At 47.6% G+C, this 16548-nt stretch carries 5 protein-coding genes and 4 pseudogenes; all 9 read left to right on the top strand.

Features of this window, described 5'->3' with window-relative positions:
• The first annotated feature begins 292 nt into the window (after window positions 1–292).
• The 9 genes and pseudogenes from ACTWJ7_RS08580 to ACTWJ7_RS08620 all read left to right on the top strand — a co-directional run bounded on the left by ACTWJ7_RS08580 (window position 293) and on the right by ACTWJ7_RS08620 (window position 16402).
• A complete protein-coding gene (locus ACTWJ7_RS08580) occupies window positions 293–1828 on the top strand; it encodes a helicase DnaB (RefSeq protein ID WP_024632645.1) in 1536 nt (511 codons plus the stop codon).
• Window positions 1829–1963: 135 nt separating this feature from the next.
• Complete coding sequence (locus ACTWJ7_RS08585) at window positions 1964–2935, top strand: helix-turn-helix transcriptional regulator (protein WP_301881279.1); 972 nt, start codon at window positions 1964–1966, stop codon at window positions 2933–2935.
• A gap of 933 nt (window positions 2936–3868) precedes the next feature.
• Window positions 3869–5697 (top strand): annotated as a pseudogene (locus tag ACTWJ7_RS08590) (sensor histidine kinase).
• A gap of 1 nt (window position 5698) precedes the next feature.
• Window positions 5699–7213, top strand: coding sequence for a response regulator (locus ACTWJ7_RS08595; RefSeq protein ID WP_443145334.1), 1515 nt, complete (start codon window positions 5699–5701; stop codon window positions 7211–7213).
• Between the two features lie 281 nt (window positions 7214–7494).
• Window positions 7495–8967 (top strand): ABC transporter substrate-binding protein, encoded by a 1473-nt coding sequence (locus ACTWJ7_RS08600; protein WP_285078461.1) that lies wholly within the window; start codon window positions 7495–7497, stop codon window positions 8965–8967.
• 75 nt (window positions 8968–9042) lie between these two features.
• Window positions 9043–9971: pseudogene (locus ACTWJ7_RS08605) on the top strand (ABC transporter permease).
• 84 nt (window positions 9972–10055) lie between these two features.
• On the top strand, window positions 10056–10910 hold the full coding sequence (locus ACTWJ7_RS08610; protein WP_236642230.1) for a carbohydrate ABC transporter permease: 855 nt from the start codon (window positions 10056–10058) through the stop codon (window positions 10908–10910).
• A 33-nt stretch (window positions 10911–10943) separates the two neighbouring features.
• A pseudogene (locus tag ACTWJ7_RS08615) lies at window positions 10944–13291 on the top strand (glycoside hydrolase family 3 N-terminal domain-containing protein).
• A 4-nt stretch (window positions 13292–13295) separates the two neighbouring features.
• Window positions 13296–16402 (top strand): annotated as a pseudogene (locus ACTWJ7_RS08620) (alpha-mannosidase).
• Window positions 16403–16548 lie beyond the last annotated feature (146 nt).

A 16548-nucleotide genomic window follows, 5' to 3' on the forward strand; every position in this document is an offset into this window, starting at 1 on the left:
AAACGCTTACGAGCGCAAAGGGAAGGCTTTTTGCCATGCAGCAAAAAAAGTGTGCATTATTTTTCGGACATGTCTCATATATATCTGGATAACATTTCTCCATAGATTTACTTGTTTTCTATGGCTGTAGCTTTTATAGTAATCTAGCAACTCTGCGAAAACGTGAATGCTGTCGACCTAGGACGAAACGGAACGAGAACAGGTCCGTTTTTTACCTGTTTTTGAACATTTGAGGATCCGACATTTATGATAGAATAGATAAACATACTTTTGGGGAGAAGGAGATCAAGCTATGCGCATGAAGAATTTGCATCATTATACTGAACATCATCGCTACTGCGTGTACAGGGAGTTTGGACTTAGCGCCCTGGATGACCGTATGCTTACCGGAGCGTATCAGCCAATGGTAGGTGCCTTTGCGGTTGGCTTGTATCGACTGCTGTTTCAGCATCTTCCCGGTGAACAGGTCGGTTATTCGCCACTTGAACAGCAACGGAGGCTGTTCATGACGCTTGGACTCGAGCCAAGCGAGAAAGGACGCAAGTATTTAGTGGAGCAGGCATCCAAGCTGGAAGCCGTGGGATTATTGCAGACTTCACGGCTGTATATTCCGGAAAATGACGATTACATTTACGAGTATGAGCTGCAGCCCCCGCTCTCCCCGGCAGAATTTTTCCGCACACAGCATTTGACACTGCTGCTTCGTGACAAAATCGGCAAGTTCGCCGTACTTTCACTACGTTCCGGTTTTTCGGCGATAGAGAGTGGTGACGCGCCTTACCCAGCAGCGAATAAAGAGAATATTTCCGTTCCTTTTTACGACATATTTGAATTGAACACCCATGTCATTGATTACGAACTGGAACAGGCCTTGTCGGAAGTGTCAACTTCGGCACAGCGCAACGGGCTCAATGGGGCAGCCGAAGAGAACAGCCTGAATTATGCCGACATTATATTGCGTTTTCCGCGTGAGTCGGTCAATCGTCGTCATGTGGAGCAATTACGGTTCGATCATGAACAGCTCGGCATTGTGAATTATGTGGTGAACAAGTTCAATCTTAGCGTACAGGATGTGTGTCGTTTGCTGGATGAGGATGATATCTTCAACCCACAGGGACAGCTCGTGCTGGATGATCTTCAACACAAGGCGAGCCTGCAGTTCAGACAAACCAAGAAGCGACATGAGCAGCAGACCGTACAGGCAGCGAAGGTTGTTGCCCTAAGACAGCACATGGAGGAGCCTGAGCGGAAAGAGGACTCCGGTGAACCGCCTGTCGAACATGTGGTACAGATGGAATACTACGTCGAAGTGCCTCCGCAATTTTCGACCAAGTGTGATATTCATCAATACAATATGATGCTGCGTAATGAGCCCTATACCCGATTGCTTCAGACGTTTTTCCCTGGTGCCGTACCGGACAATCTGGTGGACATCTTTGAGAAAATCGACCTCAGCTACAAGCTGCCTGGTGAAGTGATCAATGTACTGATTCACTATTTGATGGCATTGCTTGTATCCGGCGGTGAGCAAAGAATTAACCGTAACTTCGTTGAGGCCATTGCCTCTAATATGCTGCTAAAGCAGGTGAATTCCTACGAGAAGGCGGTACAGTACATTCGTGACCAAGCCAAGGTCAAAGGCAAGCAGGCTGCTGGTGCAGCTGGAACCCGTTCCCGTACATACGGCAAAGGAACCAAAGCCAAACCCGAAATTCCGATTGTACAAGACATAGGTGCCGAAGGCGATGCAGTGTCCGAAGAAGAGTTCGAAGAGATGATGAGGTTTGCCCAACAGATGCAGGCAAGCAAACAAAAGGGAACTTCATAACTTTCATAATATAGAATCAAGAGGCGAGTCCCTAAATCAGGGAGACTCGCCTTTTTTGCTAAATGATCATTTTTTACGTAATGGGACAAGGTGTAGATGAGTTATATTTTCTCAAGGAAAAGAGGAGGACTCCCGATGGCGAAATGGGATAACATGCTTTCCATGCTCTGGATGCTTCGATCCGGAAGAAAGCTCACCGCCGCGCAAATCGCGGACAGTTTGGAGATCAGCGTCCGCACGGTGTACCGATATATCGACGCGTTATGCGCCAGTGGCGTGCCGGTCGTTGCAGAATCGGGCCATGATGGTGGCATTCGTATACTGGAAAGTTTCAAAGAAACGCCATTGTTCTTCAACTCCGTAGAGTTGAAGGCGCTTGTGGATGCCTTCAAATTTGCCCAAGGCGCTGGCTATCCGTATGTGCAGGAACTTGAATTGGCGTTGAAGAAGGTGGAGAACGGACTACACGAGGAGCAACGCTACGATCTATCCCGCCAGACGAGCAGCTTGGATGTGGTTTCTTCAGCGCGTCCGCCTTCAGTCGTTCCGTTGTTGCGGGACTTGGAACAGGCGGCAAATGACGGGCGAACAGTTCGGATTACCTATCGCAAAGCAAACGCGGAACAGGTCAGCGAACGTGAAGTTGATCCGTATGGGTTAGCGTATAACAGAAACGATTGGTACGCTGTTGCGTTCTGCCATCGGTCACAGGCGATGCGGACGTTTCGCGTCGACCGTATTGAGCGGCTGGAGGCAACCGAGGCGAGGTTTGACAAGCCGGAGCGCTTCTCTGCGTCCGACTTTTTTGGCGAACAGTCCAACCAGAGACGGGAGGCGGACGGACCGCTGGCTGTGATATGCATTGAGGGAGAGCCCGACACGTTGAATGCGGTATGCGGCCACTGGCATCTGCGTCACTATTTGACGGAACGGACCGATCGGGAGGCACGGTTCCTGCTCGATGTTCCGACAATGAACAAGTACCTTCCGACATATCTGATGTCATTCGGTACGTCCATTCGCATCCGGGAACCACTTGAACTGAAGCAGCGGATTCAGGAAATGGCATACCATATCGCCAAACATCATGAAGACGATCCCAATTGAGATTTGTTTTAGAAGAATGGAGGGGAAAATGGGGGATATATCAAGCTGGATCAGATTAAAGCTAAAAGCGAGACAACCACAAAACAAAAAGTTTTATCAATCGGGTACATAATGCTAATCGGAATTATTATGGGTGTAGCAGCCAAACTTGTTGATGCTCCAGGAATCAATCCTATATTTGACGATATCGGTGGCCGCTTGGCTGTATGGGTATTTGTTGCAACACTTATATCAGTTTTTAGCTACTCGCCTAAATGGGCCGCTGTTCACATATTTGCTTATTTTGGGTCGATGCTGACGGTGTATTATGTGTACACAGTGCTCTTCCTACATTTTTCTCCTGAGAGGGCTATGGTTTTCTGGGGATATGTGCGGTGGGATCTCCGATCTGTGGTTATATCATGTGGCATGCACGTGGAAATGGTCTGTTTTCTAATGTTGTTGCAGCACTTCCAATTACCTTAATACTGTCAGAAGGATTTCAATTACGTCACGCGTACTTACCCATTCATACTCATTACTATTTAATTCCATACCTTATGACAATATATCTAATCATGAGTGTTGTTTTGCTGCTGGTCATTCCGACCAACAAAATACGACTTTTACCGATTCTATCCATAGCGCTCATAATTTCTTTTATTATGATCTATTTTAATGTTTTGGGTCGGATATTTGGTGGAATGAACGGCGTATTGTAGGGTAGTATGCTTTCCATCCTTTACCATGACCTTTTCCTTGGCGTATGGTGTAATCTGAGTATCTGCCAGTGATGACTGGATTCTGCTGGCCAATGGCAAAATCAAGAACGTAAATAGGGTGAAATTAAAGAAACACAGGTATAAACTAAAGAAAAGTTCCGGGTGACAAGTTAATGTCAGAAGGCAGATGATATACTTTAGACAGGAAAACAGCATCGGGGGAACATGCGACTTGAAAATTGTTAGCGTTTACAAAAATTTCTTTAAAAATAATATGTTTATGAAGATGCTGTTCATCTTCTCCATGATATCAATTGTAACGATTATTACCTTGTCCTATATCATTTTCCTGTCAGTGTCCGACGCCACGATTCGCCGAGAGCTGGCGATCCAGAAAGCGGCCATGGAAAGTGTCGACCGTTATATTCACCAGCAGTATGAATCGGTGCAGAACATGGTAAGGGACATGCATCAGAATGAGGCGCTGTCAGCCAATATTACCTACTTGATGAATCACACGTACGCCGAGTATGTACAGCATCTGACAAATGGCTATTATGCGAATCAGGATGATTACTCAGCTGATGTATTGAAACATTTTCAGAACATCATGGATCGCAATTCGGATATCAATCAAGTGATGTTATACAGTGCAGAGCAGCAGGATCTATCCACCTTCAACCAACATAAACAGTTCAGAAAGCTGGATACCAATGTGGCTCATTCCTACATTCCTGACGTGATGGCGATGGAGACACCGAATATTAGCGCGCCAAACTATTGGATACGTAAAGAAATCAATCAATGGGACCCGGCGCTGTATGCGATTCGTGTGCCTATCAACAATACACAGACCCTTCGAAATTTGGGACAGTTCCTCGTTTTCTTCGACTCTGCGGGCATTGGCAATGCTCTTGATAGCTATGAAAGTAACCTCAAGGGAGAGATTGTGGTGCTGTCAGCCAAAGGTACGGTATTGTTTGATTCCAACAGTAACTATTACGGCAAGAAGTACCCATATATAGATGTGGCCGATTCCCTGTTTGATCAGACCGACATGGATTCGATGAAAAAGGAACGGAACATGTATGTGAACAAGTTTGTCTCGGCGGATCAGGGGTATGTGGTTGTTGGCACGGTTCCTGTGGATGAGATGGCCGAGGCCTATGCAGGTACTCGGAATACCATCGTTTCGATTAGCATCATATGTATCCTGTTTGCGGTATTGGTTCCGGCATTTTTCATTATTAATTTTGCCAAACGTACCCGCAGAATCATTCGTTTCACGCAAAAGGTGAAATATGGAAATCTGACAGCACGCATCGATGATACCCGTGACGATGAGCTGGGACAGATCTCGCACAGCTTCAATGATATGCTGGATGAACTTAATCAGTATATTGAACGCGTCTACAAAGCCGAGATCAAACAAAAGGAGACTGAACTGGTTGCACTCCAGGCTCGAATTAATCCCCATTTTCTCTATAATACGCTTGAGGTCATTCGGATGAGGGCAATCTCTCAGGGGCGAAGGATGTTGGAGAGATGATTTACAGTTTATCCGTGTTATTCAAGAGCCTCGTTCAGCAAAAGAAAAACTATACACTGAAGGATGAGATGGAAGCTTGCCGTTTATATCTGGAGTTGTTTCGAATCCGGTATAAGGACATTTTCATGTATTCGATTCAGTTGGACCCCGTTCATAATCAACATCCGGTGGTCAAGCTATCCCTGCAGCCGATCATTGAGAATTATGTGGTGCACGGCATCCAGACAGAACGTTCGGATAATCAATTATCGATCGTTGTTGAAGAGCTGGATGATGTGTTGCAGGTTGAGGTCAGAGATAATGGCAAAGGTATTGAACCTGCACGTCTGACTGAAATTCTCGAAGAACTGGAGCGTCCGGAAGAATCGGGCCAGATGTTCGGACTGCGAAGCGTGCACACCCGTTTGCGTTTCCTCTATGGACCGGAATTCGGCATCACGATCGAGAGTACACTCGGAGAAGGAACCCTGATCAGGGTACGTTATCCTCATACAGAAGGGAAAGGTATTTAATATGTACAAGGTATTTATTGTGGATGATGAACCGTTCATCATTGAAGGGTTGTACGATATTTTGGATTGGTCGTCTTTTGATATGGAAATTGTGAGCCATGCCGGTAATGGACAGGCCGCTTTAAACGCCTTGTCGGCGCAGCCTGTTGACATTCTGATTACGGATATATCCATGCCCTTCATGAATGGTCTGGATCTGATTCGGGCAGCAAGGCAAGTGCAGCCTGATATCAAGGTGATTATTCTTAGCGGTTTCAATGAGTTTGAATATCTGAAAGAAGGCATGCAGCTGGGGATCGAAAATTACCTGCTCAAACCGATCAATGTGGAAGAGCTGGAATCGACGCTTCGAAATACGGCTTCGAAGCTGGACCATGCGTTGTCTCCTCAAACGGATGATGCTTATGGTGTTCAAATTCTGAAAGACAATATTCTTCACCGATGGCTGACGGGACAGATCGCGGCTACGGAATTCGAGGAACGAGCACAGTTCTTGAACCTTTCGCTGGATGCACCAGATGTTGCAGTAGCTGTATTGCGAGCAAAAGGGGAAACATCCGGCATGTTCGAGCGAGTGGAGGAAATGCTGAAGGATAAGTCCTATGTGAATATATTTCATGACATCGATGGAGATATCGTCATGGTTGCCAATGTGCATGCAGGCGAGGACGAGAAAAAGGAGTTTATGGGTTGTCTTGAGGCATTGTCCGCTGCGCTGTGTGAGACACATCCTACTGTTCTGATTGGGGCAGGAAGTCTGAAGCGCGGACTTCACCATGCTCCTGCAAGCTATCAGGAGGCAAAAAAGGCACTCCAGTATGTGATGATCTATCCCGACCTTAAAGTGATTGATCATGCCATCTTGGACAAATGCGGAAGCTCTGCCTCTTCCTTCTCCATTGATTGGAAGGAGTACGCGAAGCTCATTCTGTCTCGCAATACAGAGCTGCTTGCTGAGCGAATTCGGCTTGATTTTGAACAGCATCGCGACGGGGTCACTCCGGCTGAGTTGCAGAACATCGCATTGGAAGTGGTCATTCGCTTCAAGATGGAGCTGGAAGGTATCAAACATTCGGATGAATCAGCCATTTACCAACGGGGACTTCGTCTTGTGCTGGACAGCGGAACCTTTGATGAACTTGTGCAGGCGTTGCAGCAGGTGGGTACGGAGACGATTCAGTCTCTGCTTCAGGATCTAAAGAATCCAATCGTCAACCAGGTGCTTCAACATATTGACAAACATTACGCAGAAGAGCTTTCCCTGAAGCTGCTGGGTGCTCACTATCATTTGCATCCGGTATATTTGGGACAATTGTTCCACAAGGAGACGGGTGAGACGTTTGCCGAATATATCAACAAATACCGGATTGAACGTGCCAAGGAACAGCTGCGCAATTCGAATCTGAAAGTACATGAGATCGCAAGGAATGTCGGGTACTGGGAGACAGGATATTTCTATAAACAGTTTAGGAAATATGTGGGAATACCACCTACCGATTTTAAGGTTTTTGGATAATTTCCAGTGGAGTATCAATTGGACCATTGGACTGACATGGATGAGACATTCTGAGGACAGAAGGGCATGCAGTGCGTTGGTGCCAAATGTTACTCAGCATGTCTTTTTTATGTAAGCGATTTATTCAAATAGGTACTAATTAATGAATTCGTACTGATTTCTCTTTAATTTGTACCTCGAAAACTTAAGTTTATCTTCTTTTTGAAAATGCTTTCATTCGATAAGGTTAAAGCAGTTAGTTTGTAGAGCTAAAGGGAACACGAAAAGGGAGGATCAAGGAAATGAGTAAACAAAGAAAAAGTTTTTCTCTCGTACTTGCATTATTGATGGCGGTTACACTTGTTCTTAGCGCCTGTGGAGGAAGCAAGGATGCGTCAGAATCAGGGGGAGCAGGTGAGGATCCTGTCGAGCTGATCTGGTATACCATCGGTACTCCTCAGAAAGATGTTAATAAAGTGATGGAAGAAGTCAGCAAGTACACCAAAGAAAAAATCAATGCCACAGTTACGATGAAGATGGTTGACTGGGGCGACTATCCGCAAAAGATGCAAGTTAACGTGGCATCCGGCGAGCCAATGGACATTCTGTTTACTTCATCCGGCGGATTCGATTATGTTCAAAACGCCAGAAAGGGTGCATTCCTGGAACTGGATGACTTGCTCCCTAAATACGGACAGGATCTCATTAAAACCATTGATCCTGCATTCCTGAGCGGTTCAAAAGTAGACGGACACAACTACGGAATTCCAGCTAACAAGGAGCTGCCTCAACAAGAGGTATGGCGTTTCAACAAAACGCTGCTTGAAAAATACAAAATGGACATCTCCAATATTCGTACGTTAGACAGTCTGGAGCCTTTGCTCAAAACAATCAAGGAAAATGAGCCAAGCGTGACTCCATTTGGAATGGATAAAAATTTCGTTCCTTATGTCCCTTATGACTACGTCATTCAGAATTTGCCAATGGCAATCAAACTGGATACAACGGATTACAAGATTGTGAACATTCTGGATACTCCGGAAATGAAAGCAGCTCTCAAAACGATGAGCAAGTACTACAAAGCTGGTTATGTATCGCCAGAGGCTGCAACAACAGGTTCGACCAACGACCTGACTACATCAGGCAACTGGTTCCTGGACCGTGCACAGACACAACCGCTCGCGGACAATCAATGGTCGGCAAGTTACGGATATCCGGTAGTTTCCACACCAGCGAGTGACGCGATCATCACGAACACGTCTGTACAAGGTTCGATTATGGCTATCTCAGCCAACTCCGAATATCCGGAGAAAGCAATGGAGTTCCTGAACCTGTTGAATACAGATCCAGTGCTGCGCAATATGGTTGATTCCGGTATTGAGGGCGTTCACTACAAAAAAGTGGATGACACGCACATGGAAAATCTGGCTGAATCCAAAAACTATGATATGCCTTCTTACTCCCTTGGTAACAACATGTTGTTGTATCTGAACAACAATGACCCGGATAACAAATGGGATGAGTTCAAGAAGTTTAATGCAGAGGGTGTAAATTCTCCAATTCTGAGCTTTAACTTTGACTCAAGTAACGTGTCGTCGGAACTGACTGCCGTACAGAATGTCAAAGAGCAATACTGGGCCGCATTGATGACAGGTACGCTGGACCCAGAGAACAATTTGGAGCAAGTGATTGAGAAGTTCAATCAAGCCGGACTTGAAAAAGTGATGGCTGAAGCCCAAACCCAGCTTGATGCCTGGAGAGCGGCAAATAAGTAAGGGTAAATTCAGGGATCGGGCCGCTGCTTGTTGCGCCCGATCCTTTTTCATTCAAGCCTGAAGGAGGATCTCCATATGACCGCATTTTTGAAAAATCTGATTAGAAACCGAGTCATGCTGTTCATGGTGCTGCCAGGCGCCATCTGGTTCTTCTTCTTCTCCTACTTGCCATTGGTGGGTACAGTAGCAGCATTTAAGCAATATCGCTTTAGCCGCGAAGGCTTCTGGGCAAGTCTGATGAAGAGTGAATGGGTGGGTTGGGATAACTTTAAATTCCTGTTCAGCACGAACGATGCCTGGCTTATTACCCGCAATACGCTTTTTTATAACATCGCCATTATTGTTCTGGGGCTGGTATTCGCTGTAGGTTTGGCAATTCTGCTCTCGGAGCTGGTTAATAAACGGTTGGCCAAATTGTATCAGACAGGTATGTTCCTACCGTATTTTCTATCCTGGGTCATTGTTGGATACTTCGCGTTCAGCTTCCTGAGCATGGACCGGGGATGTTGAACCAAATTATTGGATGGTTCGGCGTGGAGCCGATTCAGTGGTATTCGGAAGCGAAGTACTGGCCGTATATCCTGGTGTTCGTCGCTTTATGGAAAACCATCGGGTACAACAGCATCGTCTATCTCGCTTCAATCCTGGGGATTGATCGGTCACTGTATGAGGCAGCGATGATCGACGGTGCAAACAAATGGCAGCAGATTCGCAATATAACGATTCCATTGTTATCCCCTATCATCATTATTATGACCTTGCTGGCCGTTGGCCGTATCTTCTATGCCGACTTTGGTCTCTTCTATCAGGTTCCGAGGGATTCAGGTACGTTGTATTCTGTCACAAATGTTATTGATACGTATGTGTATCGCGGCTTGAAAACGAGCGGTGAGATTGGCATGAGTACAGCTGCCGGATTGTATCAATCCGTTGTGGGCTTTGTACTTGTTATCATTTCCAACTATGTTGTACGCAAAATCGATAAAGATAGCAGCCTATTCTAGGATAAGGGAAAGGAGTGAACCACTGTGGCTCAACTCGTAAAAAAACGCGACTTCCATCATGTATCCAATGGCTGGAACGTAATTATGAACATCATAGCGGGTCTATTCGCTTTAATTTGTGTATTTCCTTTTGTGTTTGTGGTCATCATCTCGCTCACGGACGAGAAGGTACTGGCCCGTGACGGGTACCGACTTATTCCCGCGGAGTGGAGTCTCGCAGCCTATCAGTTTGTCTGGCAGAGTGGAGATACGCTGCTGCGAGCGTACGGGGTAACTATTCTGGTCACGGTACTGGGTACCATTGTCAGTTTAATTCTAATGTCATTGTACGCCTATGCGATTTCCCGCAAGAGCTTCCGTTATCGGAGATTTTTCTCCATATTTGCCATCCTGACCATGTTGTTCAACGGCGGGATGATTCCAACCTATATGGTCGTATCCCAGCTTCTTGGATTGAAAGATACCTTATGGGCACTGATCCTGCCACTTGCAATGAATGCCTTCTATATCATGATCCTGCGTACGTTCTATTCAACCAGTGTACCGGATGCGGTCATTGAATCGGCAAAAATCGATGGAGCCGGAGAATTTTATACGTTTTTGAAAATTGTCATTCCATTGTCTCTGCCGGGGCTGGCGACGATCGGTTTGTTTAGTACGCTCGGTTACTGGAACGATTGGTTCAATGCGCTGTTATATATCGATAATCCGAACCTCGTACCGCTGCAATCCATGCTGATGCGGATCGAATCCAGCATCCAGTTCATCCAGCAGAACTCGGCGAACAGCTCGATGAGTCTGGCGGCGATGCAATCCATTCCGCAGGATACTTCACGGATGGCTATGGTGGTTCTCGCCACATTGCCGATTATTTTCGCTTATCCGTTCTTCCAGCGTTACTTTGTACAGGGTCTAACGGTCGGAGCCGTTAAAGAGTAACCGAATCACTTCTACAGATGGAGGCATCGAAGGATGATGATATATAAGGATAAAAGCAAATCGGTGGAAGAGCGAGTAGAACATCTGCTGAGCTTAATGACGACGGAGGAAAAAGCGGGTCAACTCATCCAGCCCTTTGGCTGGCAGACCTATACGAATGATGAGGGAAACATCACGCTGAATGAATCCTTTAAGCAGCAGGTGGAAAACGGGGGCGTAGGCTCCCTGTATGGTGCGCTTCGTGCAGATCCATGGACGGGTGTTACGCTTGAAAATGGACTGTCTGCCAGAGAAGGGGCAGAAGCCGTAAACCTCATTCAGCGTCATGCTGTAGAGCATTCCAGACTGGGGATTCCCATTCTGATCGGAGAGGAATGCTCACACGGACATATGGCGATTGACGGTACAGTCTATCCGGTTCCCCTGCTCTTGGGCAGTACCTGGAACGTGAACCTGTACCGTGATATGTGCCGGGCGGTTGCCCGTGAGACACGTGCTCAGGGCGGTGCGGTAACATATTCCCCGGTACTGGATGTTGTACGTGATCCACGCTGGGGACGTACCGAGGAATGCTTTGGTGAAGACCCATACCTTATTGGCGAACTGGCTGTTGCATCCGTGCAAGGACTTCAGGGCGAAAGTTTGGACCAGGAGGATGCGGTAGCGGCTACACTGAAACACTTTGTCGGTTATGGAAGCTCGGAAGGTGGACGCAATGCGGGACCGGTGCACATGGGCTGGCGTGAACTGCTGGAAGTAGACCTGTATCCGTTCCGAAAAGCTGTTGAAGCAGGCGCTCAATCCATTATGCCGGCCTATAACGAAATCGACGGTATCCCGTGTACGGTTAATACGGAATTGCTGGAGGATGTTTTGCGAAAAGGCTGGGGTTTTGACGGTCTGGTCATTACGGACTGTGGTGCTATCAACATGCTCTCCAATGGGCATGATGTGGCAGCCGATGGATTGGAAGCATCCGTACAGGCCATCCAGGCAGGTATTGATATGGAAATGTCCGGTGAGATGTTTGGACAATATCTGGTGCAGGCGATCTCGGAAGGCAAGCTTGAAATGCATGTACTGGATCAGGCTGTCCGCCGCGTGCTGGCGCTGAAATTCAAGCTGGGACTATTCGAGAAGCCTTATGTGGATGCTGATCGAGCAGCAGAAGTCATCGGCAGCGCAGAGCATATTCAACTGGCACGCCAATTGGCAGCAGAAGGTGTGGTCCTGCTCAAAAATGAAGCTGCAGCTCTGCCTCTGTCGACGGCAACAGCAGGCCGAATTGCTGTCATTGGTCCTAATGCAGACCAAGCCTACAACCAGTTGGGCGATTATACATCCCCCAACCAAAATCCAAAGTGGCTACGGTGCTGGATGGCATCCGCAGTAAGCTTGCCGTTAGTAAGAATGGGCACGTAGGGGAAGGCTCTGATGGAAATTCGAATGGTGAAGTTGAAGTGCTCTACGCACCGGGTTGCCGCATCAAGGGCGATTCAAGGGAAGGGTTCGAGCACGCGATAGAAACTGCACGTCAGGCCGATACAGTCATCATGGTCGTTGGGGGCTCAAGCGCCCGTGATTTTGGTGAAGGAACGATCGATCTGAAGACCGGTGCTTCCAATGTGTCGGATAATTCATGGAATGACATGGAGTGCGGGGAAGGCATTGACCGTATGATGCTTGGACTTGCAGGAGTACAACTGGAGCTGATTCAAGAGATTCACAAGCTCGGCAAAACACTTGTCATTGTTTATATTAACGGTCGTCCGATTACCGAGCCTTGGGTAGATGAACATGCCGATGCCATTCTGGAAGCATGGTATCCAGGCCAGGAAGGCGGACATGCCATTGCGGACATTTTATTTGGCGATGTGAATCCGTCCGGTAAATTGACAATCTCCATTCCGAAGCATGTGGGTCAATTACCGGTCTACTACAATGGTAAACGATCACGCGGCAAGCGATATTTGGAAGAGGATTTGGAGCCTCGTTATCCATTCGGATATGGCCTTAGTTATACTACGTTTGATTACAGCGAGCTGAAGCTGAGTACGAAATCGATGACAGCAGACGAGATGGTTACCGTATCCGTGGATGTCACCAATACAGGGGCTTGCAGAGGTGCAGAAGTTATTCAGATGTACGTATCCGATGTGGTCAGCCTAGTGGCTCGTCCAGCCAAGGAATTGAAGGGGTTTGCTAAAGTGAAATTGGAACCCGGAGAGACGCAGACTGTAACCTTCCATATTGGAGCTGAGCAGCTGCAATATATCGGTCGTGATCTCAAGCCTGTCGTTGAGCCAGGACAATTCCATATTCATATCGGAAGACATGTGAATGATACGCAGTTCACCGAGCTGACGGTAGAGGGGGCGTAAGGAAATGGAACGCATCAGACGATTTATTCGCGAGTTATCCGAACGTCAGTGGCTGGAGCAAATGGAGCTGCGAAGCTGGGACATCACTCGCGCTTATTATAAAGTACCAGGACAATATGAAGATCAGAAGGCCTATCCGGAAGGAGAGGGATTGGATCGTTTCCCGAGCGAGCAGGGAACGACCTATTTCTTCCGTACGCGTCTGGAAGTTCCTGCCTCCTGGCAGAAGGAACCTTACGGACTTGTATTTGAATCCGGTGGAGAAGGCTTGCTGCGGGTGAATGGACACTCCTATCAGGGGCTGGATCGCAATCATACGTATGTAACACTCGATCCTTCCCGAATAGGGGCACAGCCCGACCTTGAGATTGAGTTATTTGATCCGGTGCCTGAGCCTGTCGATCCATTAAATCAGCAAGCGGTTATTCAACCGCCGATTACATCGATCCACAGCTTGTTGGTGCGACCGAATGAACCTGTCCGCAGCCTGATGTACACGGTCACGATTGTGCGTGATTCCGCGGTGCTGCTGCCAGAAAGTGATTTCCGCCGTGTGCGCCTGCTGGAAGCGATCTATCGAGCGATGGATCAATTTGTTGGACTGACTGAAGAGGCTGTCAAGCAGGGAAATGGCATCTACAGTATCGAAGAAAGATTGATTCATGAAGTGCGTGAGATTGGTGGAAACGCCGAAGGCTTGGAGCATATGGTGGGGCAATCGCACATCGATATTGCCTGGCTATGGCCTGTACGTGAGACGGTGCGGAAGACCAGTCGTACATTCTCCACGGTGGATGCACTTATGAATGAATATCCCGATTATATGTATTCACAGAGCCAGCCTTTGCTCTATGCTTTTCTGAAGGAACATGATCCCGAGCTGTATGAACGGGTGAAGAAGCGCATTGCTGAAGGACGATGGGAACTGGTTGGCGGTATGTGGGTTGAGCCGGATCTGAACATTCCGAGCGGGGAATCTCTGATTCGTCAGATGTTATACGGTCAGCGCTTTTATATGGAGGAGTTCGGCAAAACATCCCAGATTGAATGGCTACCAGATACATTTGGTTATTGTGCTTCCCTGCCTCAGATTTTGAAGCATGGGAATGTCGAGTACTTTATGACGACCAAGCTCGGATGGAATGATACGAACGTGTTCCCATATGACCTTTTCCACTGGGTAGGCATTGATGGAACGGCTATCCTGTCGTATCTCAATCATGGTGTCAACGAGCACACGCTGCCGAAGGATATTCATGATCATTGGCAGTCTTACCGCGAGAAGGCGGCGCATCCTGAGCATATGCTTCTGTATGGGCATGGCGACGGCGGTGGTGGCGTAACACGAGAGATGCTGGAGTATGTGGACCGTTCGGAGTTGATGGTGGGACAGCCGAAGAATGGGTATAGCACGGCCGGAGCCTTTTTGCCGGAATCGAGAAGGCACAGCCTGATCTTCCAAAATGGCAAGGCGACCTGTATTTGGAGCTTCACCGGGGTACCTATACGACTCATGGCCGCAATAAGCGCAACAACCGGAAGGCTGAGGTGCTTTATCGTGAAGCGGAGCTCTGGAACACCCTTGCACTATCGAATATGGATGCACAGCAGGAAGCGGAAGTACGCTCTTCCCTGCATGATGGCTGGAAGCTGATCTTGCTGAATCAATTCCATGATATTATCCCTGGTTCGGCCATTACGGAATCCTATGTAACTTCGGATGAGGAGTATGTTCAGGTATTTGAGTTAGGTAGAGCAGGATTGAATCAAGGGGTTGCGGCATTGACGAAGGAGATTAACACGCAGGGGCCTGAGGGTTCTGTTCCCTATGTTGTGTTCAACAGTCTCGGCTGGACTCGAAGTGCAGTCATTCAACTTCAAATGCATGATGGATTTGATCGTTACGTCATAGATGAAGAGGGCCAGCGTTTGCGAATGGATCGGGAGGATGGACAAATTTCGATCCTGGTAACCGACATTCCAGCGTTTGGGCATAAGACGATTTGGCTTGTACTGGAAAATGCAAGAGAAACGAATGTACGGGAAATGGCGAGCATTGCCGGCCAAAAGAATTTTACAGATACATGGGAAACCGCGTATTACCACGTGCAGTTTAACGATCGAGGCGAGATATCTCGCTTGTGGGACAAGACAGCAGAACGCGAGATCCTGAAGCCGGGTGAACGCGGCAATCAATTTCAATTTTTCCATGACCGTCCGACGCTCTGGGATGCTTGGGATATCGACAGCCGTTATGAGGCCCAGGTTGCTGGAGAAGCGGAGCTTGTGGAGAAGAAACTGGTGCTGGCAGGCACGACGAAGGATGTACTTCGCTTCCGCTGGAAAATCCATCAGTCGGAAATCACGCAGGACGTTATATTCTATCATGACCATCGACGGATCGATTTCAAGACCCATGTGAGCTGGAATGAAGATCATAAATTGCTCAAAGTAGGTTTCCCGATCGATGTAGTGACTTCCAAAGCAACCTATGAAATTCCATTCGGTGCATTGGAGCGTCCGACCCATCGCAACACGAGTTGGGAGCAAGCTCAGTATGAAGTGTGCGGACACCGCTTCGCAGATGTCGCGGAGCACGGATATGGCGTCAGTTTGCTTAATGACTGCAAATACGGATACGACGTACAGGGAAGCACGATTCGCCTCTCCTTGCTGCGTGCACCGAGATGGCCTGACCGAACTGCGGATCTTGGAGAACATCACTTTACCTATTCCCTGTATCCACATGAAGGTGACTGGAGAAGTGCACATACCGTGCGTCAGGCAGCTGAATTGAATCATGAAGTGCCAGTGCAGCAGGTGGACCAGAACGAAGGTGTACGCCCGGCAACTGGAGCATGGATTAAATTCGATGGCAGCCATGTCATCTTGGATACGGTGAAACCGGCTGAGGGAGGACACGGTACAGTGCTCCGTTTCTATGAATCTTCAGGCATACGTGAACGGGTGACGCTGCAATGGCCGCATGCATTTGAGCAAGCCTATCACTCCAATGCTTTGGAAGAAGCAGGCGAACCGCTGGCCAGTACCAATGGTCAGATTACTTTGTCCTTTAAACCTTACGAAATAAAAACCGTGCTACTACGGTAAACCTTTTTGAAATACTCTGAGCTATGTATGTTCAGCTCTTTATTCACACGTTAACGGAGAGGACAGAAATAACCTGAAGAAGTGAAGCTAAAAGCTTTCTGAAAGAAAGCTACATCGAAAGCATATGCTTCGCCTTTATCCCCGGA

Origin of the sequence: Paenibacillus sp. 1A_MP2 (assembly GCF_052244825.1) — a bacterium.
GTDB classification, from domain to species: Bacteria; Bacillota; Bacilli; order Paenibacillales; family Paenibacillaceae; genus Paenibacillus; species Paenibacillus vandeheii.

Excerpts from the sequence above, each read along its gene's own strand:
- ACTWJ7_RS08580 (WP_024632645.1), top strand. The coding sequence starts at position 293 with ATGCGCATGAAGAATTTGCATCATTATACTGAACATCATCGCTACTGC.
- ACTWJ7_RS08585 (WP_301881279.1), top strand. The coding sequence starts at position 1,964 with ATGGCGAAATGGGATAACATGCTTTCCATGCTCTGGATGCTTCGATCC.
- ACTWJ7_RS08595 (WP_443145334.1), top strand. The coding sequence starts at position 5,699 with ATGTACAAGGTATTTATTGTGGATGATGAACCGTTCATCATTGAAGGG.
- ACTWJ7_RS08600 (WP_285078461.1), top strand. The coding sequence starts at position 7,495 with ATGAGTAAACAAAGAAAAAGTTTTTCTCTCGTACTTGCATTATTGATG.
- ACTWJ7_RS08610 (WP_236642230.1), top strand. The coding sequence starts at position 10,056 with ATGAACATCATAGCGGGTCTATTCGCTTTAATTTGTGTATTTCCTTTT.